This window comes from Rhodanobacteraceae bacterium (assembly GCA_024234055.1).
Classification (GTDB): Bacteria; Pseudomonadota; Gammaproteobacteria; order Xanthomonadales; family SZUA-5; genus JADKFD01.
The window spans coordinates 1-22,865 of the sequence record JACKOW010000012.1; the positions used below are offsets into that span (position 1 = coordinate 1).

Genomic DNA, 22,865 nt, shown 5'->3' on the forward strand with positions numbered 1-22,865 from the left:
GATCGGCCCGAGTCCCATCGAGCCTGTCGGAAACTGCCAGAAATCCGGCATCAGCCAGGGATGCGGGTAGGAACACAGCCCGGGCTCGCCGATCTCGCGTCGATAGCGGGCGAGGCGTTCCTCGGATAGAAAGCCCTCGAGAAAGGCACGGGCGTAGACGCCGGGCGAGGAGTGCGGCTGGAAATAGACCAGATCAGAGCCGTCAGCGTGCCCGTCGGCCTTGAAGAAATGATGGAAGCCAACCTCGAACAGATCGGCTGCCGAGGCGTAACTGGCGATATGTCCACCAAGCTCGCCGGCCTCGGTGTTGGCGCGCACCACCATGGCCAGTGCATTCCAGCGCATGGCCGCGCCCAGACGGGCCTCCAGCTCCAGATCGCCGGGATAAGGCGGCTGTGCGCTGAGCGCAACGGTGTTGCGGTAGGGCGTGATCCGCGCCCGGGCCGATTGCACGCCACGGGTGAGCGCGTGATCGGCCAGACGGTCGAACAGATACTGGGCGCGCTCCTTGCCATCGGCGTGGACCACCGCATCCAGCGCGTCCAGCCATTCCCCGGTTTCGGCAGGATCGACATCATCGATGGCAGGCGCGGCCGCCAGCACGCGCTCGGCGGCCCGGGGGAAATCGCGGTCAGGATCGCTCGGATGCATGGACGGCTCGGTGGCAATGGGACTGGCGCGAAGACTAGAGCCTGGGCGGGCTCGATGGGGTCAAGACCGAAGAATCTTCGGCGGGACCGACGTTGGGCACGCTGCGCTTGGCCCAACCCACCACTTCGGCGCGATCGACGTTGGGCACGCTGCGCTTAGCCCAACCTACCACGCCTGTAGGTTGGGCTAAGGCCAAAGGCCGTGCCCAACAGGCAGTCCCTTGCAGATCTTGTAGGAAATTTCGGACAGAAAGATCCGAAATCACGGATCGATCAGCGGCGCAGAGGAGCGAAACATGGCGATACCTAGGCTGGAGGCCCTGCCATGCGCTACAGACGCTGCCTTGAAGGCAACTGCTACTTCTTCACCGTGGTCACCTTCAATCGTCGACCACTCTTTGCTGACACCCATCTGGTCGACAGACTGCGCATGGCGTTTGGCCATGTCAGGCAGAAGGCCCCATTTTCCATGCCCGCGTGCGTGGTATTGCCCGACCATCTGCACTGCATCTGGACCATGCCAGACGCTGACTCCGATTTCCCCAGACGCTGGTCGATGATCAAACACCGTTTCAGTGTGGGCCTCCAGCTGGCGGGCGAAACCACCAGTCAATCTCGGCTGCGAAAACGCGAGCGAGGAATCTGGCAACGGCGCTACTGGGAGCATCAGATCCGGGATGACGTGGATCTGGCGCGGCATCTGGACTACATCCACTTCAATCCGGTGAAGCATGGCTATGTCGCGACGCCCTGGGACTGGCCATACAGCTCGTTGGCCGCATGCGCTCGACGTGGCTGGTATCTGGCCGATTGGGGCAACGAGCCCGCGGATGTCGCCGAAGCACCTGCTCAGACGGGTGAATAGCTGGTTCGAGCGATGTTGTGCACGCTGCGCTTGGCCCAACCTACCACTTCGGCGGGACCGATGTTGGGCACGCTGCGCTTAGCCCAACCTACCACGCCTGTAGGTTGGGCCAAGGCCAAAGGCCGTGCCTAACAGCATCGCCAGCCGAACCCTGTCATCAGTCAAGGTGGCGCAGGCCCGCCGCAGGCGCTAGCCTTCCTCCACCTTCAGGATGATTCGAGGTCTGCATGTCCGCCCCAACCAGGATCGCGGCTGCTGCCGCACTTTGGCTTTGCATGTTCGGCACCGCCGTCGCCACCGGTCCGGTTCTGACGCCTGTGGCGACAGTGCCACCGCTTGAACCTGTCAGCTGGCAATTGCCGATCCCCTTGGCGGAAAGCTATGAGGGCCCGGAACTGTCTGACGCCGAACCGGTGGATCCGGCCGAACAACGAGTACAGACCATCCCGCCGCCGCGACCGCTGCAGCGCGGCAGCGGCAACGCCTGGGTGCACCTCGGCCCATCGCCTACCCGAAACGCCCAGGTGTCGGTGCCCCCCACCAACGAGGTGGCCGGCGGTGTGCATCGCCTGGCGCCGCATCCGAGCAACGCCGACGTCCTCTACATCGGCTCGGTCAATGGCGGCATCTGGAAAACGACCAACGCCACAGCGACCAGCCCCACCTGGATTCCGCTGACGGATGATCAGCCCTCGCAGTCCATCGGCGCGCTGGCGCTGGACCCGCTGGATGCCAGTGGCAATACGGTCATCGGTGGCACCGGTCGCTGGAGCAACTTCGCCCAGCGCGGCGATGACGAGATCGGCGTCTACTACTCCACCAATGGCGGCAGCGCCTGGTCATTGCTCGGCCAATCGGTCTTCGTCGGCCAGAAGATCACGGCGGTGGCCGCACGCGGCGCCACCTTGATGGCCGCCACCCGCGGCAATGGCCTGTTCCGAAGCGTCAATACCGGCGCAAACTGGACCCAGATCTCCGGCAACGGCAATCTGGCCTCCGGCGCCGTCAGCGATATGGCGGCCGATCCTGCCAACACGGCGCGCTTCTACATTTCGGTGATTGGCGCCGCGCCGACGGTTTGGCGCAGCGACAACACCGGCGCCACCTGGACGGATATCACCACCGGCATCAGCGGGCTCAGCAGCTCGACCGGCACCATTCGTCTGGGCGTGGGTCCGAGTGGCGTGGTCTTCGCCGCCGTGGTCAACAACGGCGTGCTCGCTGGGGTCTACCGATCGGCCAACAATGGCGCCAACTGGACCTCCATGGATGTCCCGGCAGTGCATCCGGGCGGGCAGGGCACCACCAACACGGCGCTGGCGGTTGACCCGACCGACTCGAACATCGTCTACATCGCCGGCGATCGCATCACCTCCAGCCCTTTCACTGGCAATGTCCAGCGCGGCAACGCCAGCCTGGCACCCGGCAGCCAGTTTTCCACGATCGTCAATGCCGGAGCGGCCAGCAACTCGGCGCCACACGCCGACAGCCGCGACATGGCTTTCGATGCCAACGGCAATCTGCTGGAGGTGGATGATGGCGGCGTCTACCGTCGCACCAATCCGCGCTCGTCCACAGGCGTGTGGCAATCGGTGAACGGTGATTTGTCGGTGCTCGAAGTGCACGATCTGGACCACGACCGCGTATCCAACATCGTCACCATCGGCACCCAGGACAACGGTACGCACATGCAGCAAACACCGAACGATCCGGTGTGGACCTTCATCAACGGTGGCGACGGTGGCGATATCGCCGTCAATGATGAGTCGCTGGGCAGCAGCGGCAGCTATCGCTTCATGAGCAGCCAGAATCTGGGCGGATTCTCGCGTCGCCAGTACAACCCGGCCAATGCCCAGGTGGGCAGCATCGGCATGCCCTCGATCAGCGGCCCACAGTTCGTGACGCCGGTGGAAACCAATCTGGCGGCGGCCAACCGACTGCTGGTCGGCGGCACCAGCCTGCTGTTCGAATCGCTCAATGCCGACACCGCCAGCCCGACATTGACCTCCATCGGCGGCCCGGGGGCCAACCGCAACGCCATGACCTATGGCAGCAATGCCAACCCGGATGCCGGTTACGTCGGCAAGAACGCGCAAGTCTTCCGGCGCGACCCCGGTGGCTTCGTCGCCACCAGCGCACTGCCGGCCGGTGCCGCCACCATCACCGATGTGACCATGGATCCGGACAATCCCAGTCTGGTGTTTGCCGTCGACGACAATCAGGTGTTCCGCAGCACGGACGCCGGCGCCACCTGGCAAGACGCCACCTTCAATCTGGCCAGTATCTCGGCGCTGGATTTCCGCACGATCGAATTCATCGCCCAGACCAGCGGCGACGTGGTTGCCGTGGGCACGCGTTCGGGCGTGTTCGTGCTGCCGACTTCAGGCAACACCTGGTCGATGCTCGGCAATGCCTTGCCCGACGTGCTGGTATTCGATCTCCGTTACCAGCCGAGCAACCAGACGCTCTACGCCGGCACCCTGGGACGGGGTGTCTGGAGCTATTCGCTGGCCGTGGATACGCTGTTCGCGAACGGCTTCGAGTAGGCGATCGAGAACCTGACGGCGCCCCGAACAGGAGTTTCGGGGCGCCTCTGTCAGCCGATCAGCACCATGCCGGCGTCGCGGGCGGCGGCTCGATCGAAGGTCACGAATCCAGGCTGCTCGGCATTCAGAGAGTGCATCAAGGCATCGGCCAGACTCGCCTGACCGGGATCATCCTGCATGATGTAGCGAGCCAGGACATTGGTATCCAGGCCGATCATTTCGCGGCTGCGCCGCGTGCCGCGATGGCAGCGTTCATTTCCTCGATGGTCACAACCGTCGTCGCCTTGCCGAACATGCCCCTGAGCGCAGTCACCGGTTCGGTGGCAGCCACCAGTTCGAAGCGTCCCGGCTGAACTTCGATGAACTCGACGCGATCGCCCGCGGCGATCTGCATGGCTTCACGCACGGCCACGGGGATCGTGATCTGGCCCTTGCTGGTGACTGTTGCGGCGCCCATCGCCTCCATTCCTTACATTGACGTAAGGAATTCTAGTGCGCAGCTTGGATCTGCAGTTCCCTTCAATGCCCCTCATGCCGATGCCGCATTGGCTTGGCCTGACTCATCGGCGCGTCGGCCGGTGGCAAGGGTTCACGTCGAACCGGCTTGCCGAAATCCGGATCCTGGCTGATGCAGCGGGCCACCGTGCCTTCGGGGTGCGGGTACCAGCCCGGATCGCTGTAGTCGCCGGTCTTGAGGTCGTCGCGCACCTTGATCACGGTGAACATGCCACCCATTTCCAGATTGCCGAACGGACCCACGCCCATCATCATCGGCAGGGTGTTCTCAGGGCCCGGCATGTGGCCCATCTGGGTGTGGTCCTGATGTTCGGCCATGCCGGTCTCGCCCATGGCCATGTAGCCCGGCAGCAGCCTGCGGATCTCGGACTCGACGCCGCTCTGGTCCACGCCCAGCGTGTTCGGAACGTCATGGCCCATGGCGTTCATGGTGTGATGCGACTTGTGGCAGTGGAAGGCCCAGTCACCCGCCTGGGCGATGAACTCGATATCGCGGGTCTGTCCCACCGCCACGGTCTCGGTAACCTCGGTACGCCACAGATTGCGGGGCCAGCGCCCGCCATCGCCGCCGGTCACCCAGAAGCGCGGCCCGTGCATGTGGATGGGATGATCGTGCATGGACAGATTGCCGATGCGGATGCGCACGCGCTCGCCACTGCGGGCGACAATCGGATCGATCGCCGGGAACACCTTGGAGTTGAAGGTCCAGAGGTCGAATTCAGTCATCACCGAGGGATCCGGCCGCCAGGTGCCCGGATGCAGCGCCCAGTTGTGCAGCAGCAGGGCGTAGTCGCGGTCGATGCGCTCAGGCTCGGCTTGCCGCGGATGAATGATGAACAGCCCCATCATGCCTACCGCCATCTGCACCATCTCATCGGCATGCGGGTGGTACATGTGGGTGCCGTGCTGGCGCAGCGTGAACTCGTAGACATAGGTTTCGCCGGGCTTGATGTGCGGCTGGCTCAAGCCACCCACACCATCCATGCCCGAGGGCAGATCGATGCCGTGCCAGTGGATGGTGGTGTGCTCGGGCAGGCGATTGGTCACCAGGATGCGCACCCGATCGCCTTCGTTGACTTCGATCGTCGGCCCCGGCGTGCTGCCGTTGTAACCCCAGCACTTGGCGCGGGTGCCCGGCGCAAATTCGTGTTCGATTTCTTCCGCCACCAGGTGGAATTCCTTGACCCCGTCTTTCATCTGATGGGGCAAGGTCCAGCCATTCAGCGTGCGCACCTTGGGATGGCGGCGTGGGCCACTGGCAGTGGCTTCGGCCAGCGCCGCGGCCGGCACGGTCGCCGCCAGCGTGGCGGCGCCGGTGTTCAAGAAGAAATCACGTCGATTCATGGCAGTTTCGCTTCGTAGTTCAGGTGGCGCCAAGGGCGCTGCCGGACGTCGTTGATGCGGATCGCTGAGTCACCTGGACCATTGCGCAGCCAGATGACCGAGGTTTTCAATGGTGGTGGTGCTGATGCCAATCGTCGGGCGCCTCGTCGGTGTCGGGAAGCACCGCGTCGACACCGATGCTGGGCTCGCCCCTTTCCCCGTCATCGGGCAATCGTCCCCCCACCGCGCGGCGCAGCTCGGCCCGCGCCACCCAGTAATCGCGCACGGCTTCCAGGTAGTCCTGATAGGCGGCGTACTGCTCCTGTTTCACCAGCAGCAGCTCGAACGCCCCCTTGAACATGAAGTTCAGCTCGCGCTGGGTGCCGTCGACGATACCTTCGCGCTGCGGCAGCAGCCGGGACTGGTATTGCCCGGCGACATCGCTCTGCATCTGCAGGCGCTCCAGGGCCAGATCCACCTGGTTGTCGATGGCCAGTTCCAGTTCCGACAGCCGCGCCGCGGCAGCGTCGCGCTCGGCTTCGGCTCGGGCGATGGCGGCCTGTCCCTGCTGGAAGATCGGCAGTTCCAGACTGGCTTCCAGACCGCGAAAACGGGCACCATCGGTCTCGGTTTCGCGTTCGACGCCAAGCTCGATCTCGCCCAGCCAGCGCCAGTTGCGGGCCAGCTTGAGGGCGTCTTCGCGCATCGCCAGCTCGGCCTGGGCGGCGGCGTAATCGAGTCGCTGCTCGTGTGCAAATTGCACCAGGGCCTGGCCATCAAGCGTCCCTGAAACCGGCCCGGGCAGCCGCGCAGGAAGGCTCCATGGCATGCGGCTGCGCAGGCCCAGCAGCGCGGCCAGCTCCGCGCGTGCCTCGGCCACATCGGCGCCGGCCCGGCGTGCCTCTATGCTGGCCTGGGTGGCTGCGGCCTGCTCCATCAACAGCTCGAGGCGCGGCAAATTGCCGGCCGCGTGGAAACGCTGCGCCAGCTCGGCCGACAGCTGCGCGGCATTCGCAATCGCCTCGCGCATGGCTTGGGCCTGCAGGGCCGCCACCGCACGGTACCAGGCCACTTCCACATCCACCGCCAGATCCAGCACCGCGGCACCGATCTGCTGCTGGGTGCGCGCGAACTCGGCCTTGGCCATCTGCGTGCGCGCCGGCAGCAACAGCAGCTCGGTGAAGCTTTGACTGATATGGCGGGTGTAGCCGCGACCGTCACCACCGCCTTCATCCTTGCGCAGCAGGGCAAAACGGGGATTTGACAATCGGCTGGCTTCGATCAGATCGGCGCGGGCGAGTCCAAGCTGGGCATATTCAGCCTGCAGACCCGGGTTGTTGATCAGGGCCAGCTGCAGGGCTCGCTCCAGGGACAGTTCGCCTTGAGCGAGTTCGGCGACCCGCGTCGCCACCGAAGCGGTGTCGGCGCCCTCCGGCGCAGCCGTGGCCGGCAACCGGCTGGCCGTCAGCTGGTCCACCGCCAGGCGTCCATCCTGGCGCGAAGGGCTGGCGCAGCCCGCAAGCACTGTCAGCATCAGGGCCATGGGAAGGTATCGCCTGTGTGGGTTGGTCATCGACACTCCAAAGTTCGCTGTGCCCGCGACTGTCAAGCAGGATTCGCGAATGCGGCTATACCCTCAGTATTGGGCAAAGCCGATATAAATCAGCAACACGATCAGGATCAGTGCGGCACCGGCAGCCCGGGCCAGCGGCCAGGGGCGGAGATCGACTTCGCCGCTGTCCTGCTGCACCCAGGGCTGCGGCAATGGCCGTGCCTGTCCTATGGCCAGCATCAGCAGCACCAGCGTCACGAAGACCGCACCCAGGAAATGGAATTCGTGCATCGCCGCTACCATGCGATCGAAGGGGGGCACGAAATAACCCACCGCGATCAGCGCACAGCCGCCAATCAGAGCCACCTTGGCCGCCACGGGCGGCACTCGTCGTGCCAGCATGCCGACCACCACCACCGCAAAGATCGGGATGAAATAGATGCCATTCATCTTCTGCAGGTAGCCAAAGATGCTGCCGGTATGGGCCAGCAAGGGCGCGATGGTCATCGAGACGGCGGCCAGCACCCAGCCAAAGACCTTGCCCGAGCGCACCACGCTGGCCTCATCCGCATCGGTGCGCAGTACCGTCTTGTACAGGCCCAGACTGAACAGCGTGCAGGTGGAATTGAGCGCCGAATTGAAGGAACTGAGGATGGCTCCCACCATGACCGCGGCGAAGAATCCGGTGAGCGGGGCGGGCAGTACCTCGTGCACCAGTCGCCCGTAGGCGTGGTCGGGCGCAATGCCTTCGGCCGCGAACAGCTGCCAGGCAATCATGCCGGGAATGACCAGGTACAAGGGGCCGAACAGCTTGAGTGCGCCCGTCAGCAGCACACCCTTCTGACCCTCCGCCAGACTGCTCGCACCGAAGGTACGCTGGATGATCTGCTGGTTGGTGCACCAGTAAAACAGGTGAAGCAGCAGTACGCCGGTGAACAGCGTCGAAAACGGTACCGACTGCTGCTCGGTGCCGACCGATGTGAAGCGTTCCGGTTGTGCCGAGACCAGCAACCGCCAGCCCTCGGCCACGCCGCGTCCGTCACTGACCGCCTGCAGGCCGAACCAGGTGATCAACAGGCCGCCGATCAGCAAGCCGATGCCGTTCAGCAGATCCGAAACCGCCACGGTGCGCAACCCTCCGAAGAGCGCGTACACCGAGCCGATGATCCCGACCAGCCACACCAGCAGCCAGAGATTGGTGGTCGGACTGTCGATGCCGGTCAGTGCCGGCACATCCAGGATGCCGCTCAGCCCGGTGGCGCCCGTGTAGAGAATGATTGGCAACAGGATGACCGCGTAGGCAACCAGGAAAATCAGGTTGGTGATGACCTGGGTGCCGTGGTCGAAGCGCAGCGCCAGATACTGAGGCAGGGTGGCGATGCCGCTCTTGAGAAAGCGCGGCAGGAAGAACAGCGCCATCAGCACCAGCGCGAGAACCGCGATCACTTCCCAGGCCATCACGCTCAAGCCATCACTGAAAGCAGCGCCATTCAGACCCACCATCTGTTCGGTCGACAGATTGGTGAGCAACAGCGAACCGGCAATCAGCGGGAAGCTGAGCGTGCGTCCGGCGAGAAAATAGCCCTTGCTGCTGGCATGGTCATCGCCGCGGGTGAACCACCACGTGGTCAGTCCGACCAGGCCCGTGAACAACACGAAGGAAGCGAGGGTGATCGTATGCATGGCAGCCCGGCAAGTGGTAGCAGGGGCAGCACGCACAGACGCTCGGCAGTGCGGGCCCGGATCGGCGGATTCGAACGCTGCCCAAGGATACGCCGCAGACACAGTCGGTCAATCGAGAGCACCGAGCATGTATCCGAAGCAACGCCGGCCCTCGGGCATCCCTCGGCATTCGACAAGGGCAATCGTCGCCCAAAACTGAACGGGCCGGTCCCGTTCAGCTCAATTCGGGTGTTCTGTTCAGGCAACGCGATGCAATCTGAGCGCACGGACGAGGTCAAACGCGGGGTTTGGCGGCTGCCCGGAAGGCTTGAGGAGACCAGGCTATGAACAAATTGATGGTGGCAGCAGCGGCGCTGCTCTTGGGTGCGACTGCGATGACCGCGACCGCTGACAATGGTCGTGGCCGGGACGAAGGTCGCGGACCGGGCTCCGAGCAGGGTCGCGGTCATACCCAATCGCAACCCGCTCAGAAGGACCGTGGCAACTACGGCGGCCGCGGCAACAACGAGGGCCGTCGAGGCGGCGACCACAACGGTGCCGCTCGCGACTATGGTCAAGGCCAGCGCGACAACCGTGGCAATCGCGGCGGCCATCAATACGGCGGTGGCCAGGCTTATCAGCAAAGCCGCGGCAACCTCGGACTGGCGTCATCGGGTGCGCAGAACGAGTGGCGTGGTGACGGTCGTCGCGACAATCACGACCGTCGCGGTAACAACGATCGTCATTACAATGGCCGCTCCGGGTATGGCAATGACTACGATCGCCATGGTCGCGGCAATGGCTGGAATTCCGGCTACCGCCAGGGCTATCGCAACGATCACCACTCGCGATGGAACAACGATTGGCGGCGCGGCTGGAACCACGGCTGGTCAGGTCACCGCTACCGCGCACCTTCGCGCTACTACTATCCACGCGGTTACGGCTATCGCAGCTGGTACATCGGCTATCGCCTGCCGGCGCCCTTCTACAGCTCCTACTACTACGTCGACTACCGGCCCTACGGCATTGCACCACCGCCCTACGGTTGCCGCTGGGTGCGCATCGACGGTGATCTGGTTCTGGTCGAACTGGCGACCGGCGTCATCGTCGACCTGCTGACCGGCTTCTATTACTGAGCCGAGCCCAGGTCCGGCACCCATGCGGTGCCGGACCTTGGGTCTCCCGGAACCCATTTCCCAAGGCGTTGACGCGTCACCGCGAGCCACCTTGGGTCGTCCGACAGTACTCATGGGCCCTGAACCCGGCCCCTGGGGGAGCGGCTTCAGCCGCAATGCCTGGCCCCGAGCACCCACGAGCGTCGATCGCGGACAAAGTCCGCTCCCACAGCTCGGCCCGGGGCCGCGTCTTGGCGAACCGGGCCTGCGCAGACAAATCAAGAAACTTGCGACACGGGCTCATGGAGCGACACCCACCCGCATTCACTCTGCCTTGCGCGTGAACTCGATCACGGCACCGCCCTGCTTCAGCGTCAGTGACGGCGCCGGGTCACCGGCGGCGAATTCCAGGGTGGCGTCGACGACCGTCAGGAAGAACTGATCGGGACTTGCGGCAAGCAGATCGAAAGCCGGTTGGCCGCTGAGCTGCACCTTGAGCTGGTCGTTGTCGACGAATACGGTCATGGTACCCGGGCCTGCCAGATAGGCCCCGAGTACCCGCTGCAGCTGGGCGGCGTCCAGATCGATATGGGCGCGCTCGGAGGGCAAGGGCTCATCGGTGCGCTCGGCAAACTGACCCTCGCCTTCGCCGTTCTGGAACAGCCGCATGCCGCTGATCTGGTTGTCATCATCCCGCTCGATGGTGAGCCGGGTCAGACCATCGTCAAACAGGAACACATCGGCTTCGATCGGGGTCAGTTTCAGCTGCTGGCCACCGCTGCGTTGGGAGGTCAGCGCGCCATCGACCAGGCGCAGCGTGCGCGTGTTCTGCTCGTCGATGCGATAGACGCCCTCATAACGTGCCAGTACCTCGGGTTCGACAGCGATCGCTTTGGCCTCCGGATAGGGATCGCCCAGCGCGAAGGCAGCGAGCGTGACCGCGAGGGTGGCGACGTCCGGACCGTCGTCCGAATTCTGCAATATGACGACACTGATCTGGTCCTTGGGCAGATACAGCAGATGACTGGAGAAACCGTGGATGCCACCACCGTGAGAGAGCTGCGCACGACCGCGCACGGTGCCGGGCCCGATACCGAATCCGTAGCCAGCGTCCTTGGCAGCACCGGTCGGCGTGATCATCTGTTCATAGCTCTCAGGCTTCAGCAACTGACCGCCGTGCAGGGCGCGATTCCAGTGGAACAGATCATCGACGGTGGACACCAGCGCCCCGGCGGCGTGGGGCTGGGTCATGCTGAGATAGGCAGCGGGAATGACCTTGCCGCCCTTGCTGCCGTAGCCGCTGGCCATGCCGGCGATCAAGACATCATCGGCGCCGAGACGGGTGTGGTTGAGGCCAGCCGGCGCCAGCACCAGCTGCTGGATGGCGGCGTCCCAGGATTCCCCCGTGACCGCCTCGATGACGGCACCGACCAGCACATAACCCGAATTGTTGTAGGCCCAGGCCGAGCCGGGCGCGAAATCCACCGGCAGGTTCTTGAAGGTATCGATCAGCGCCGAAGTGCTGAGATCCATGCGGATCGGCCCCGCCATCACGCCAGGAATGCCGGTGTAACTCTTGACCCCGGAGGTGTGATTGAGCAGCTGCAGTACCGTGATCTTGTCACCGTTCGGATAATCCGGCAGGAACTTGCTCAAGGGATCATTCAGGCTGAGCTTGCCCTGATCGATCAGCTTCATCACCGTGGCTGCAGCGAACTGCTTGGTCACCGAGCCAATGCGGAACACCTGCTCGGGCGCCAGCGGCACCCCCAGTTCGACATTGGCCAGTCCGCGGGCACCGCGGTACAGCACCTCGTCGCCGCGGGCGACCAGCACCACCGCTCCCGGGCCGTCGGACAGATAACTCTGTTCAAGCAGAGTGTCCGCGTAGTCCTTCAGCGCGAGCACGTCCGGTGTTTTCGCGGCCGAGGCCGAGAAAGCGTTCATCAGCAAAGCGCCCGCGGCCGCCCAGAGGGTCATACGCATCAATGCATCTCCCTTATTGGTCAAGACCAAAGGTTGGAAGCCTTCAGCCCGCACGTCCTTTTCACACTAGGGCACCATGTCCGGGCGTGACAGGTCCGAAGGTCATGGACGCTTGAGCGGCGACTTCAGCCAGGTCCGCAGTGCCCGCTCATCAAATCCGTTGATCCGGGTGCTGCCAACCAGCACGGTAGGGACGACCTTGACGCCCAGCTGGTCGGCTATCACCCGAGCGTGTTCGGACTGATCGACGGTCAACTCGGAAAAGGGAATACCATTGGCCTGCAGCCAGCGCCGGGCGCTGGTGCAGGCGGGGCAAGTACTGTTGGCAATCAATACCGGCGTGTACGAGGCCGGCAGGTCGATGGACGCCGGATCAAAGTCCTGAACCAGCGGCGGGATCTGCGACTGCTGCCAGCGCTGTCCAGCCCAGCTGCCAAGCGACACTGCCAGGCTGACGAGGGCCAACGAGAAGAAGACGTCCCGCAGGGAACGTCGCAACGGAATGTTCATGGGTTACTCAAAGATTGTGGCCGGTCGGGAGCCAGCCTGCCGAGTGCAGCCTTCGGTCGTTGCCGAAGGCTGCCATTCACCGACCCGAAATCATCGGGCCCCTCTTGGCTGAGTGCCGATCAATACAGCGGCGGGCAGCCGTTGCGGCGCAGACAGATTTCGTAACGCATGGTGCACTGGTCGTTCTGTCCGCCACCACACTCCTGCCAGGCGTTCTGACAGGCCTGACAGGCCGGCGTAGTGGCAAATCCCGAGGTGGCAAAGCCAAAGCCGGCGGCAGCGGCAATCAGAGCGACGGCGAGTTTGATGCGCAGGTTCATGAAGGTGTCTCCTGAATCATGGGGAAAGTAGGCGAGTCGGGGTTCCGACCCGAAGGGCGCGCCGGTCATGTTGACGTTGTGCGCGCCCCGCAGACCTACTCGCCATCCCCCGAAAAACTCGATCACGGAAACTGAGTTACTGATTGGCTTCGCAGAGGAAGCGCTCACTGGTGGCTGTGCTTGAGAGTCCACTGGGTGCGATGACGGTCACGGCTACCTGGGCCAAGCGCCCCACACGGCAGCTGCCGAGCAACAGCGGGTTGTACTGGCCGCCCGAACTGGCATCGGTCACGCCGCTCAGCACCTTCCAGACATAGCGGTAAGCAATCCCGTCGGATTGCGGCCACGCCTCGCACGCAGCATTGCCAGAGCCACTGGAACAGAGAATTTGCGCGACTGGCAGGCTCGTCTCGTAGACGCAGGTTGTCTTGTGAGAAGGATCACCTCTGGGACAATCTAGCTGGTAACCAATCACCTGACCAGGTATGGGACAGGACAAGGTGTCTCGCAGGTCGCAGGTCGGCGGTGATTCGCCGGCAGCTTGCGCCTCGGGCAAGCACAGCACCGCGGTCGTTGCCAACAGCAGACTGGATATCGACTTCAACATGAGTGCACTCACTTGGTCAGGGGAACACAAAGTACTCGAACGGTCACTCGCCTTCTTGCGAAAAACTCGATCATCGGGCTTGAGCCGGCAGGTTCGCGGCGCGCTGAATCCAGTCCTTGGCACGGGCACAGGCGGAATTAGCCGCGTTGCCACAGCCGGTCTCTTTGGATAGCTGATCCAGCGTCAGCAGATATCGGCCGCGGTTGTCGTCACTGGCGCGCTCAAGGCCTGCCCAGCCGTCCGCTGGAGTAAGCAGTTCGAAAGCTTCACCCTGACGACCGCGTTCCTGCAGGAACCGCCCGAGATACAGGCGCACATAGGTGGCCATTTCGCTTTGCTTGCCCGATCGCTGCTCGGTCAATGCCAGTACTTCCCGGTAGAGCGCTTCGGCCTCCGCATCGTGCTGGCCGCTGGCCTGCAAGGCATAGGCGAGATTGAATTGCACCCGGCGGGTGTTGCTGTGATCCAGTCCCTGCGCCCTCTGGGTGGCCGTCAGCGCCTGCCGGTAGGCCCGGAGGGATTCCTCGGCCCGACCGCTGACTTCCAGAGTGCGCCCGAAGGCATTGTAGGCCAGGGCGGCCTCGGCGGTATCCGCGCCAAAAACGTGGACAATCTGGTCCACCACGCTGGCGGCTTCAGCGGCCGCTTCGTCAGTGCGATTGAGCGCGCGCAGGGCAGAGACGCGTCGCATGCGCGTGCGCAACACCTGAGGGTGACTATCGCCGAGACGCTGTTTTTGCCATGTCAGCGTCTCTTCGAGCGTTGCCAGTACCGCCGCCTTGTCGCCGGCGAGACCCAAACCCTCGGCCAATGACAACCGCACAGTGGTAGCGAGTTCGTCGTCCGCAGATCGATCGGCGACACGTTCCATCACCGTCCGCAGCATCTGCAGCCCGCGATCGAACTCCTCGCGGATACACCAGAGCCGACCCTGCAGCACCTGCCATTCGAGGCTGGAATCACCCGGACTCAGGGATCTGGATGCGTCCAGCGCCTGTTGCGCCTGATTCAACCGATCAGCATTGATCAGCGCCCGCGCCCTCAATGCCAGCAGATGGGCCTGCGCGCCGGCTTCCCAGCCAGCCCGCACCGCCGCTTGGCGGGCGCGATCGAGCAGGCTCGCTGCCTGATCGGACTGTCCCAACGACAAGTCCACCTCGGCAATGGATTGCGCCAGTTTGGCGAACAGCGCCGGTTGATCGGCATCGATCCGGTCCAGTCGCTTGCGCGCCGATTCGAGAATCTGCCGAGCACTGATGTCAGCACCCGAGGCTCGGATCGGATCCGCTTCGGCAAAGGCGTCGCGCATAATGTCCAGCGTCTGTTGCGACACATCACGCTCTTGGCGCAAAGCCAGGTTCTGCTGCCACAGCATCAATGCGGCGAGGCTGAGCGCGAAGACCGAAGCGCTGGCGATGGAAACTGCCCAACGATGGCGGGCGACAAATTTGCGCAAGCGATACCAACTATGGCCGCGTCGCGCCGCCACCGGAAGGCCCTCGAGATAACGCCCCAGATCTTCGTCCAGCTGATCGACCGATCCGTAGCGTTCCAGCGGTGACTTGCGCAGACAGCGCAAGACGATGCCGTCGAGATCTCCGCGCAAGGCACGCCGACGGGCACGACCGTCGGCCATGCCCGCCTCGATGCGGCTGCTGGGTGCCTGCGGCGGTGTCGCCTCGAGCAGCACCTCGATCTGGCCCAGGCTGAGGCCGGTGAAATCAAAGGGCCGCACCCCGGTGAGCAACTCGTAAAGCAGCACGCCGAGCGCGTAGACATCGCAGCCCACATGCACGCGCTGGCCGCGGAACTGCTCGGGTGCGGCGTAGCCGGGCGAGAAGAACAGCCGCCCGGTGCTGGTCTGTGCCGCCCAATTGGCCGCCGTGACCGGACTCAGACTCTTGGCGATGCCAAAATCGAGCAGCTTGGGCAGTCCGTCGCCGGTGACGAGAATGTTCCCGGGTTTGAGATCACGGTGCACGATCAGGTGCCGGTGCGCATGCGAGACCGCCCGGCAAACCTGTCGCATCAGGCGTACGCGTGTGCGCAGGTCCAGGTTCTGCTGGGCACAGTAGTCGGTGATGGGTACACCTGCCACAAATTCCATGACGAAATAGGGTGTGCCGTCATTCAGCTCAGCCGCATCCAGCAGGCGCGCGATATAGGGATGATCGAGCGTTGCCAGCGTCTGCCGCTCCAGCTCGAAGCGCCGCAGCACATCGGCATCAAGGTACTCGCGCCGCACCACCTTGATGGCAACCTGCTGTTTTACCGGGCCATCCACGCGTTCGCCGCGGTAGACCACGCCCATGCCGCCCTGTCCGATTGGCTCACACAACTGAAAAGCGCCCAGTCGCTGGCCCGGCTGCAGCCGGCCATCGCTGCGCGCGGCAGCCATGGCAATTGCTTCGGCGCCGACCTGCTGCACCGTGGTATGCGCCAAACGCTGGTCGACCGCCAGCAGGCTGCGCAACTGTTCGCGCAGGGCCGGGTCGTCCGCGCACTCGTGGTCAAGAAAGGCCTTGCGCGCCGCACGGTCAAGGTCGACGGCACTGTCAAACAGCTGCTGCAGGCGACTGGTTTGCATCAGCGGGACTCAGGGCTCGCTATCGTCCACGCCGAGACGCTGCCCCAGCCAGGCGCGTGCCAATCGCCATTGTCGACCCACAGTGGCCACCGAACTGCCCATGACCTCGGCGATTTGCTCGGTATTCAATCCGGAAAAGAACTTGAGCTCAACCAGCCGGGCACCCACCGGGTCGAACTCTGCGAACTCGTTCAAAGCCTGGTCGACACTGATCCAGTCCACCGATTCGTCAATGCCCGGGGCATCACGCTCGTCGATCTCGTCGAGGGAAACAAAAGGCAGCTTGCCGCCACGCTTGTCACGATGGCGCAAGCGCAAATAGTCCACGACCACGCGTCGGATCACCGTCGCGGCAATGGCGTAGAAGTGTTCGCGACTCTTCCAGTCCACACTGCGTTGCTGAATCAATCGGGCGTAGGCCTCGTGCGCCAACTCGGTCGCCTGCAGCGTCAAGACTCCGCCGTTGCGTCGCGCCTGGGCGTGAGCCAGTTCCACCAGCGTCGGGTAAGCCAGGTCCATCAGAGCCTGTTCCACCTCCCGGTCACCCGTCTTCCAGCGATGCAGCAGGTCGGTGATCAAGGCGGCGTCCGCGCGATCAGAATAGAAGCGGGATTCTAGCGAAGGCCAGGGCACCGGTGTCTGAAGCATTGCTCAGTTTGCTCGGACCAATCGAGTGTAGATAAGTCCGGGGATGGAGCAAAGTGCCAGCGAACGGGCCCCGAACCCTGTCCAGGTGAGCGTCGCACATCAACCCCGCCGCATCCGAGCCGCTCTCCACAGCTCATTGCGCCAGAACATGGCGAAGGCCGTGAGCATGCCTCGATCGAGTCTTGGTGGCAGTCCGTCGGCCAGTTGATGGATGTTCTCGTAGTACCACTGCTGGCCGCCGAGCACGTTGATCACCCGCATCAGCGTGAAACGACTGGTGGGCGAGCGCCAGCCACGCTCGGCCAGATGCAGCCCGGCCTCGAAAGCGGGCAGGGCGTCGGTCTCACCGGCCAACAATGATCCTGGTGAATCCGGATGGGTGCACACCGGGCGGGCAATGCCGATGAGGTCGCAAACGCCATCGCTCAGGGCCTGGACCATGCCGGCGCGGGAACGGAAGCCGCCGGTCACCATCAGCGGCATGCGCGCGATCTTGCGGATATCTTCTGCATAGGACAGAAAATAGGCCTCGCGCAGGCGCGTGCTGGTGCGCACCGGCATCACCGAATCGGGCTTGCCTTCCATGCCGAGCAGGCGCGGTTGCTCGTAGGTGCCGCCGGAGATCTCCAGCAGATCGATGCCTTCGGGATTGAGCAGTTCGACCACCTTGAGGCAATCGGCGTGGCTGAAGCCGCCCTTGCGGAAATCATCGGAGTTGAGCTTGACCGAGATCGGGTAGTCGGCACCGACGGCCGTACGCACGGCACGCAGGATCTGGATCAGGAAACGTGCCCGGTTGTCGACACTGCCGCCGTATTCATCCTCGCGCCGGTTGGTCACCGGCGACAGGAAGGAGCTCAGCAAATAACCATGGGCCGAGTGGATCTGCACGCCGCCGAAACCACAGTCACGGGCGACCATCGCCACCTTGGCGAAGCGCTGCACCAGTTCGGCGATCTCCTCGCGCGTCAAGGCCACCGGCGTGGCGTAGTTGCCGAGCAGGTCCAGCTGTACCGCCGACGGCCCGCGTGGACGACCAGTCACGTAGCGCGGCGACTGCCGCCCGGCGTGCGAGATCTGCATCCACAGGGCATTTCCCGCCACGCTGCCAGCCTGCGCCCACGCCCGCAGGCGTTCGCGAGCTTCGGCGGACACCGTATGCGGATGGGTGGGATCGATCACCACATTGGCCGGATTCTCCAGCACCGAGTGTTCGACCATGACATTGCCGGTCAGCGACAGCCCGATCCCGCCCTCACTCCAACGCCGGTACAGATGCGCCAATCGCGGCGTGGCCAGATGATCGCGGTCTGCCAGACCCTCGGTCATCGCTGCCTTGGCCAGACGGTTTGGCAAGGTAACGCCGCAGGGCAGGGTAAAGGGCTGCTCGATCATGGCGCTTGTCGGTGTTTGTGAGTGATCTGAGTCTACCCGTGCGCTATCGAGGCTCGGCATGTCCGGCAATCATCTGTCGTAAGAGCCAATGGGTAATCCGCGCGCGTACAGCTCAGCTCGCACCTGGCCGAAGTGGTAAGCGGCCTCGTCATCGAAGTTCAGCACCTCGATCCGCGCCAATAGCGATTCGATATCCTTGAGGTTGGTTCTTCGCCGCGACGAGCGTTCCGCGCCGTAGACCAGTTCGCCCAGCGTGACGCCGGAGATCGCCATGTGACCATCGTGCAGAATGAACTGCTCCCGCACTCGCGCAGGTCGATTCTTCATCGTGTAGATCACGATGTTCGTATCCAGAAGGTACTGCAAAACGGCTAGAACTCTTCGCGTTGCTGATCTGCCGGCTGTTCGCGTTCCTCCATGAAATCCTCGGTCACGCCGGGACCGTCGAACCACAGCGACCAGGATTCGCCCACGGGGGCGATCACGCGGGTATTGCCGATTGCCGTGACGCGGACCTGCGTGACCGAGGCCGGCAGTTCGAGCGCTTTTGGCAGGCGTACCGCCTGGCTGGTATTGCTGCGAAAGAGTGTCGTGAGCGCCGATTTCATGGGGTCACCGGGCGCCTGGAGGTCTGGATATGGAGGAAACATATTACATTCTCCCAAGCCTCGGCGGATTGGCAAGGACCACACAGTCAGGGACTGCTCGACGGTGCCGCACTCAACCTGGAAACCTCAATCCAGCAACCGCAAATTCACAAGAATCAACGCCCTACGAGTTTCGAAGAGCGGTCAACCATGGTTTCCAGGTTCAACCACACCGCCTCATGTTCCAGCGCCGCGCCCTCGATGGCCATGGTGCGACACAAGGACTGAAGTTCGGGCTCGGCGCCCAGTTGTTCTAGCGTCAGGCGGGCGCGCTCGACATCGGCATGGCAGCGCTGCCATAATTCGCGGTTGCCGTAGCGTCGCAGCAGATCGGTCCAGCCCGGCATCAGCCAGAACGTGCAGGCACCCCGGGTGGCGGCGTGCAGCCGCGCATAGTTGAGCAGACCGGTGCCATCGTAATCGGCAAACAGCACCACCCTGGGGGCGCGCGGAGTGTGTGCCAGCCAGCCCAGCAGCTCGCCGCTGAGCTGCCCGGCATAGTAGGCCACGGTCGCCGGACCGGCATCGGGAAACCAGTCGAGGCGATCGAACAGCGCCTGATTCTCGACCAGCCACAGCGGCGCCTCGCTGTGCCAGCCATCATCACTCGACAGTGCCAATGCCGCCGCGCCGGTTTCGCGAACCGCTACGCTCAGGTCCAGGCTGCGCTCGCCTCGGGTCCAATGCACCGGGCTGCCGACGGTCTTGCACAGCAGATAGCACTGGACGTGACGATGCCGCCTGGCCTTGCTGTCGCGACTGCCGGCGATGTTGGCAGCTCGCTGTGGCAGATCCGGATCGATGGCATCAGCGGCCAGCGGTCGCAACGCCGACAGGTGCTCCTGCAGTATTCCGGGCTGACGTACGCAATAAACACTGCCGCCGCCCCTGGGTTCACGACTGAGGGCACCCGTGCGCTGAGTCAGCTGATCCAGGGCCCGGCGCTGCGCATCACTGAAAGCGCTGGCGCGCAACTCCTCAGTGGCCGCCAGCAACTTCTCCAGCGCGGCGATCAGCGCGCGACTCATGCCGGCAAGTCTTCATTCAGCGGTTCCAGGATTTGCCAGCTGCGGCGGCCGATGTGGTTGTCGCCGTTGATCGTGGTGATCGGCACACAGTAGCGCGCGGTAACCAGCGGTGTGGGCGAGGCGAAGATCAGCGCGAAGCCGAACTCGGCGGCGGTATCGATCAGATGCCGTTGATTGCGCAGATCCAGCGCCGAGGCCTCGTCCACATAACAGACCGCCTGCACCTGATGACGTTTGTCCTGCATCAGATGCAGCAGCGCCAGGCCGGTCACCAGCTTGGCCATCAGCACCGTGCCGTTCGATGCCGCGCTGTCGATGTCGCCAAAGGCTTCTTCGGGCCGACCCTTCTTGCCAACCACGAACTGCAGCCGGAACAGGTGCTCGACCCGCAGACAGCCTTTTTCCTCGCCAACCCGGATCAGCAGCGCCTTGGCGCGGTTGAGCGTGGCATCGTCGAGCACGGTAGCGTGATTGAACAGCTCGAAGCTCTCGCCGCTCTGCACCTGCTCGGCGGTGCTGATCAGCGCATTGATGGCCTCAACCAGCGCGCTTTCCTCGACTGGATCGATGCGAAACACCGACAGATCCGACAGCTGGCGCCGATTGACCAGCCGGTTGAAGTCGCGCATGCGGCTCTGGAAAGCCAGCAGGCCGTCGCGCAACTCGCGCAGACACAGGGTGACATTGACCACGGCACTGCGAGCCTTGCGCTCCAGTGCTTCGGCCTCCTGCGGCAGCAGGCTGGCAAAATCGATCATGCGGCCGATTTCCTGTTCGCTGCCACCGAGGAACTGGAACTTGGTCAGACCGCCAGCATGCAGCTGCGCGCGCAGCGTTTCCAGTTGCTGATCCAGCCGCAGCAGCTCAGCGCAATCGGACAGATAACCTTCCAGCAAGCCACGCAACTGCGCCAGTCCCGGCACCCGGGTGGACACCCATGGCGTGTTCGGCAGATCGGGCAGATGGGCGAAAGCCGGGCCATCGTCACGGCGCTGTTCGCGCCGTTGCACGATGACTCGATGATCGTCTCGCAAAGCCTGCAGCTCCGCCTGCAGTTCGCGCTCGCGCAGGCGCAGGGCCCGGTCATGGGCGCGGGCGCTCTCGATCTGCTGATGGATCTGCTGCAGCTGCTGGTCGACGTCGACCAAGGCCTGCTGGCGCGCGGGGCTGGTTTCGGCCAGCTGCCGGTACTCGTCATAGCGGGCCAGCCTGGCCTTCTGGATATCGACTTCGCTCTGCAGACGGGCTTTTTCGCGCTGCGCCTGATCCAGATCGCGGGCGGTCTCCAGTTCCTGCTTCAAGCGCGCAATCTGGGCCTCGACCTCGCCCAATCGCTGCGCCAGCTCGGCGGCGTCCGGCTGGCTGTGCTGGGGATTGAGTCCACCCAGCTGCAGGCGCAGGCCGGGCAGCTCCAGCGTGTGCTCGGCGCTGCCTAGCCATCGTTTCAGGGCCTGCTCGTCGGCGCTGAACGCGTCGCTGCCCAGGGTCAGCACCTGCGCGCTCAAGGCCCGATTGAGCCGCTCCAGCTGAGGCGCATCGAGCACCGACTGCAGATACAGATAGAGATTGTGCGAGAGGTGCGCCTGCGTACGCCGTAGCTGCTCCTGCTCGCGCAGCGCCGCCTCGATTTCACGGCTGATCGCGGCCGCGCTGCGGCTACCGGCGCTATGCAGACGCGCGGTCTGCTGGTCCAACCGGTCTTGCGCCAGCCGCAGCGCCGATTCCAGATCGGCGCGGCCGCTGAGCAGCGCAAATTCAGTCTCCAGATCCAGACAACGCTGCTGGCGTTGATTGGCCTCGGCCTGCTGACGTGCCAGGTCGGCGCGATTCTCCGACAAGGCCTGCACCCGTGACAGCTGCTCGTCCAGCTCGTTCTCGACCGCCTGGATTCGCTCGGCCAAGGCACTCTCGGACTGCTCAAAGTGCGCCTGCCAGTCGGCCAGCAGGGCATCGAGTTGCGGCCGCTGAACCAGCAGCTTGCCACGCAGGGTCAGGCGCTTGCCCTGCAGCTGCTCCATGGTTTCGATCTGCCCACGCTGGCGCAGCGCCGCCTCATACTGAGCGCGATCGGCATTGACCTCGGCAAAGGCCTTGTCCCATTCGGCCTTGAAGTCGATGTTCGAATCGGGAAGATCACGCCGGAAGATGGTCAGCAGATAATCCTTGACCTCGGCCGAGCGCAATCGGTCCAGCCGCAGCGTGCGCGTCAGGACCCGGCGATAGGCTTCCGCCTGGCTGGGATGGTCCAGCTTGAACAGGGTGATGTCCGGTTCATTGTCGCTGGCGCGGCGGCGGCTGCCGAAGATGGCCTCGGTGAACTCGCGGGTGCTGTAGCTGTGCACCAGTTTCCCCCGCTGCGCCATGTGCGCGTGCAGCTGCGGCTGCGCCACCTGAGCGCCTCCGGGCGAGCGATAGTCCTCCAGATCGAGCTGCCCGCGGTAGGCGAAATAGCTGTATTCGTGGCCTACGCCCTTGCCCACACAACCGAGCACCACGCTGCCGTGCGGCAGGGCCACTTCCAGCAGGACGTAAGCGCTGTTGTTGGGAAAATAGAAGCGCCGGCTGGTTTCCAGATCGTGGGCGCCAAAGTCCATCTGCCGGCGGTCGACGATCAGCAGGAACTGCAGAGCGTTGATCAGACTGGTCTTGCCGGCATTGTTCGGCGCGATCAGCGACACCGCCGCGTCCAGCGGCAGTTCCGCGCGTCGATAGCCGGCGCTGCCGAGCAAGGCCAGGCGCTTGAAGCCATAGGGGTTCATGAGCCGCCGCCTGAATCGGCCGGGAACTCGGTGGGGGCTGTGCGAGGCGTCATGGTGCGCCACTCGCTTCGGCCCGGAACTGCACGCGGGCCTTGAACCGGCGTCATTGCGAGGAGCGCAGCGACGAAGCAAACCAGGGATTTGCGGTC

19 protein-coding genes and 1 pseudogene are annotated in these 22,865 nt (G+C 64.1%); 3 read left to right on the top strand and 17 right to left on the bottom strand.

Annotated features, from left to right (window positions below):
* Positions 1-603: pyruvate dehydrogenase (acetyl-transferring), homodimeric type (locus tag H7A19_16500; protein MCP5476431.1), on the bottom strand; the 603-nt coding region annotated here is incomplete at its 3' end.
* Positions 604-975: 372 nt separating this feature from the next.
* Here H7A19_16500 and H7A19_16505 point away from each other — a divergent pair.
* Both H7A19_16505 and H7A19_16510 read left to right on the top strand, forming a co-directional pair.
* Positions 976-1,515, top strand: a complete 540-nt coding sequence (locus H7A19_16505; GenBank protein ID MCP5476432.1) for a transposase — start codon at positions 976-978, stop codon at positions 1,513-1,515.
* A gap of 227 nt (positions 1,516-1,742) precedes the next feature.
* Positions 1,743-4,061: a hypothetical protein gene (locus H7A19_16510; protein ID MCP5476433.1), complete on the top strand. Its 2,319-nt coding sequence runs from the start codon at positions 1,743-1,745 to the stop codon at positions 4,059-4,061.
* A gap of 50 nt (positions 4,062-4,111) precedes the next feature.
* Here the strand turns inward: H7A19_16510 and H7A19_16515 are convergent, their stop codons facing one another.
* The 5 genes from H7A19_16515 to H7A19_16535 all read right to left on the bottom strand — a co-directional run bounded on the left by H7A19_16515 (position 4,112) and on the right by H7A19_16535 (position 9,135).
* Entirely contained in the window at positions 4,112-4,279 is a 168-nt protein-coding gene (locus H7A19_16515) for a hypothetical protein (GenBank protein ID MCP5476434.1), read from the bottom strand.
* Positions 4,276-4,518: an AbrB/MazE/SpoVT family DNA-binding domain-containing protein gene (locus H7A19_16520; GenBank protein MCP5476435.1), complete on the bottom strand. Its 243-nt coding sequence runs from the start codon at positions 4,516-4,518 to the stop codon at positions 4,276-4,278. Before H7A19_16520 ends, H7A19_16515 begins: the two co-directional genes overlap by 4 nt.
* A gap of 62 nt (positions 4,519-4,580) precedes the next feature.
* Positions 4,581-5,921 (bottom strand): copper oxidase, encoded by a 1,341-nt coding sequence (locus H7A19_16525; GenBank protein ID MCP5476436.1) that lies wholly within the window; start codon positions 5,919-5,921, stop codon positions 4,581-4,583.
* 106 nt (positions 5,922-6,027) lie between these two features.
* A complete protein-coding gene (locus H7A19_16530; protein MCP5476437.1) occupies positions 6,028-7,473 on the bottom strand; it encodes a TolC family protein in 1,446 nt (481 codons plus the stop codon).
* A 63-nt stretch (positions 7,474-7,536) separates the two neighbouring features.
* Positions 7,537-9,135 (bottom strand): solute:sodium symporter family transporter, encoded by a 1,599-nt coding sequence (locus tag H7A19_16535; protein ID MCP5476438.1) that lies wholly within the window; start codon positions 9,133-9,135, stop codon positions 7,537-7,539.
* Between the two features lie 323 nt (positions 9,136-9,458).
* Between H7A19_16535 and H7A19_16540 the strand changes: the two genes are divergently transcribed.
* A complete protein-coding gene (locus H7A19_16540; GenBank protein ID MCP5476439.1) occupies positions 9,459-10,250 on the top strand; it encodes an RcnB family protein in 792 nt (263 codons plus the stop codon).
* Between the two features lie 303 nt (positions 10,251-10,553).
* Here the strand turns inward: H7A19_16540 and H7A19_16545 are convergent, their stop codons facing one another.
* The 11 genes and pseudogenes from H7A19_16545 to H7A19_16595 all read right to left on the bottom strand — a co-directional run bounded on the left by H7A19_16545 (position 10,554) and on the right by H7A19_16595 (position 22,716).
* Positions 10,554-12,215 carry a serine hydrolase gene (locus tag H7A19_16545; GenBank protein ID MCP5476440.1) on the bottom strand — a complete coding sequence of 554 codons (1,662 nt, stop codon included), beginning with the start codon at positions 12,213-12,215 and terminating at the stop codon, positions 10,554-10,556.
* A gap of 102 nt (positions 12,216-12,317) precedes the next feature.
* Positions 12,318-12,725 carry a glutaredoxin family protein gene (locus H7A19_16550; GenBank protein MCP5476441.1) on the bottom strand — a complete coding sequence of 136 codons (408 nt, stop codon included), beginning with the start codon at positions 12,723-12,725 and terminating at the stop codon, positions 12,318-12,320.
* A 119-nt stretch (positions 12,726-12,844) separates the two neighbouring features.
* On the bottom strand, positions 12,845-13,045 hold the full coding sequence (locus H7A19_16555) for a hypothetical protein (protein MCP5476442.1): 201 nt from the start codon (positions 13,043-13,045) through the stop codon (positions 12,845-12,847).
* Between the two features lie 136 nt (positions 13,046-13,181).
* Complete coding sequence (locus H7A19_16560; GenBank protein MCP5476443.1) at positions 13,182-13,652, bottom strand: hypothetical protein; 471 nt, start codon at positions 13,650-13,652, stop codon at positions 13,182-13,184.
* Positions 13,653-13,722: 70 nt separating this feature from the next.
* The gene (locus tag H7A19_16565; protein MCP5476444.1) at positions 13,723-16,239 is read right to left on the bottom strand and encodes a serine/threonine protein kinase; all 2,517 of its coding nucleotides are present in this window, start codon (positions 16,237-16,239) and stop codon (positions 13,723-13,725) included.
* A gap of 9 nt (positions 16,240-16,248) precedes the next feature.
* Positions 16,249-16,818: a sigma-70 family RNA polymerase sigma factor gene (locus tag H7A19_16570; protein MCP5476445.1), complete on the bottom strand. Its 570-nt coding sequence runs from the start codon at positions 16,816-16,818 to the stop codon at positions 16,249-16,251.
* 168 nt (positions 16,819-16,986) lie between these two features.
* Positions 16,987-18,342 (bottom strand): NADH:flavin oxidoreductase/NADH oxidase family protein, encoded by a 1,356-nt coding sequence (locus H7A19_16575; GenBank protein ID MCP5476446.1) that lies wholly within the window; start codon positions 18,340-18,342, stop codon positions 16,987-16,989.
* A pseudogene (locus tag H7A19_16580) lies at positions 18,326-18,609 on the bottom strand (PIN domain-containing protein). Before H7A19_16580 ends, H7A19_16575 begins: the two are co-directional and overlap by 17 nt.
* A gap of 44 nt (positions 18,610-18,653) precedes the next feature.
* Positions 18,654-18,890, bottom strand: a complete 237-nt coding sequence (locus H7A19_16585; protein ID MCP5476447.1) for an antitoxin — start codon at positions 18,888-18,890, stop codon at positions 18,654-18,656.
* 155 nt (positions 18,891-19,045) lie between these two features.
* Entirely contained in the window at positions 19,046-19,957 is a 912-nt protein-coding gene (locus H7A19_16590) for a hypothetical protein (GenBank protein MCP5476448.1), read from the bottom strand.
* Entirely contained in the window at positions 19,954-22,716 is a 2,763-nt protein-coding gene (locus H7A19_16595; protein ID MCP5476449.1) for a hypothetical protein, read from the bottom strand. Before H7A19_16595 ends, H7A19_16590 begins: the two co-directional genes overlap by 4 nt.
* Positions 22,717-22,865: the final 149 nt, after the last annotated feature.

Bases quoted from the DNA above. Each gene is read 5' to 3' on its own strand.
- H7A19_16505 (MCP5476432.1), top strand. From the start codon at position 976: ATGCGCTACAGACGCTGCCTTGAAGGCAACTGCTACTTCTTCACCGTG.
- H7A19_16510 (MCP5476433.1), top strand. From the start codon at position 1,743: ATGTCCGCCCCAACCAGGATCGCGGCTGCTGCCGCACTTTGGCTTTGC.
- H7A19_16515 (MCP5476434.1), bottom strand. From the start codon at position 4,279: ATGATCGGCCTGGATACCAATGTCCTGGCTCGCTACATCATGCAGGAT.
- H7A19_16520 (MCP5476435.1), bottom strand. From the start codon at position 4,518: ATGGGCGCCGCAACAGTCACCAGCAAGGGCCAGATCACGATCCCCGTG.
- H7A19_16525 (MCP5476436.1), bottom strand. From the start codon at position 5,921: ATGAATCGACGTGATTTCTTCTTGAACACCGGCGCCGCCACGCTGGCG.
- H7A19_16530 (MCP5476437.1), bottom strand. From the start codon at position 7,473: ATGACCAACCCACACAGGCGATACCTTCCCATGGCCCTGATGCTGACA.
- H7A19_16535 (MCP5476438.1), bottom strand. From the start codon at position 9,135: ATGCATACGATCACCCTCGCTTCCTTCGTGTTGTTCACGGGCCTGGTC.
- H7A19_16540 (MCP5476439.1), top strand. From the start codon at position 9,459: ATGAACAAATTGATGGTGGCAGCAGCGGCGCTGCTCTTGGGTGCGACT.
- H7A19_16545 (MCP5476440.1), bottom strand. From the start codon at position 12,215: ATGCGTATGACCCTCTGGGCGGCCGCGGGCGCTTTGCTGATGAACGCT.
- H7A19_16550 (MCP5476441.1), bottom strand. From the start codon at position 12,725: ATGAACATTCCGTTGCGACGTTCCCTGCGGGACGTCTTCTTCTCGTTG.
- H7A19_16555 (MCP5476442.1), bottom strand. From the start codon at position 13,045: ATGAACCTGCGCATCAAACTCGCCGTCGCTCTGATTGCCGCTGCCGCC.
- H7A19_16560 (MCP5476443.1), bottom strand. From the start codon at position 13,652: ATGTTGAAGTCGATATCCAGTCTGCTGTTGGCAACGACCGCGGTGCTG.
- H7A19_16565 (MCP5476444.1), bottom strand. From the start codon at position 16,239: ATGCAAACCAGTCGCCTGCAGCAGCTGTTTGACAGTGCCGTCGACCTT.
- H7A19_16575 (MCP5476446.1), bottom strand. From the start codon at position 18,342: ATGCCGAGCCTCGATAGCGCACGGGTAGACTCAGATCACTCACAAACA.
- H7A19_16585 (MCP5476447.1), bottom strand. From the start codon at position 18,890: ATGAAATCGGCGCTCACGACACTCTTTCGCAGCAATACCAGCCAGGCG.
- H7A19_16590 (MCP5476448.1), bottom strand. From the start codon at position 19,957: ATGAGTCGCGCGCTGATCGCCGCGCTGGAGAAGTTGCTGGCGGCCACT.
- H7A19_16595 (MCP5476449.1), bottom strand. From the start codon at position 22,716: ATGAACCCCTATGGCTTCAAGCGCCTGGCCTTGCTCGGCAGCGCCGGC.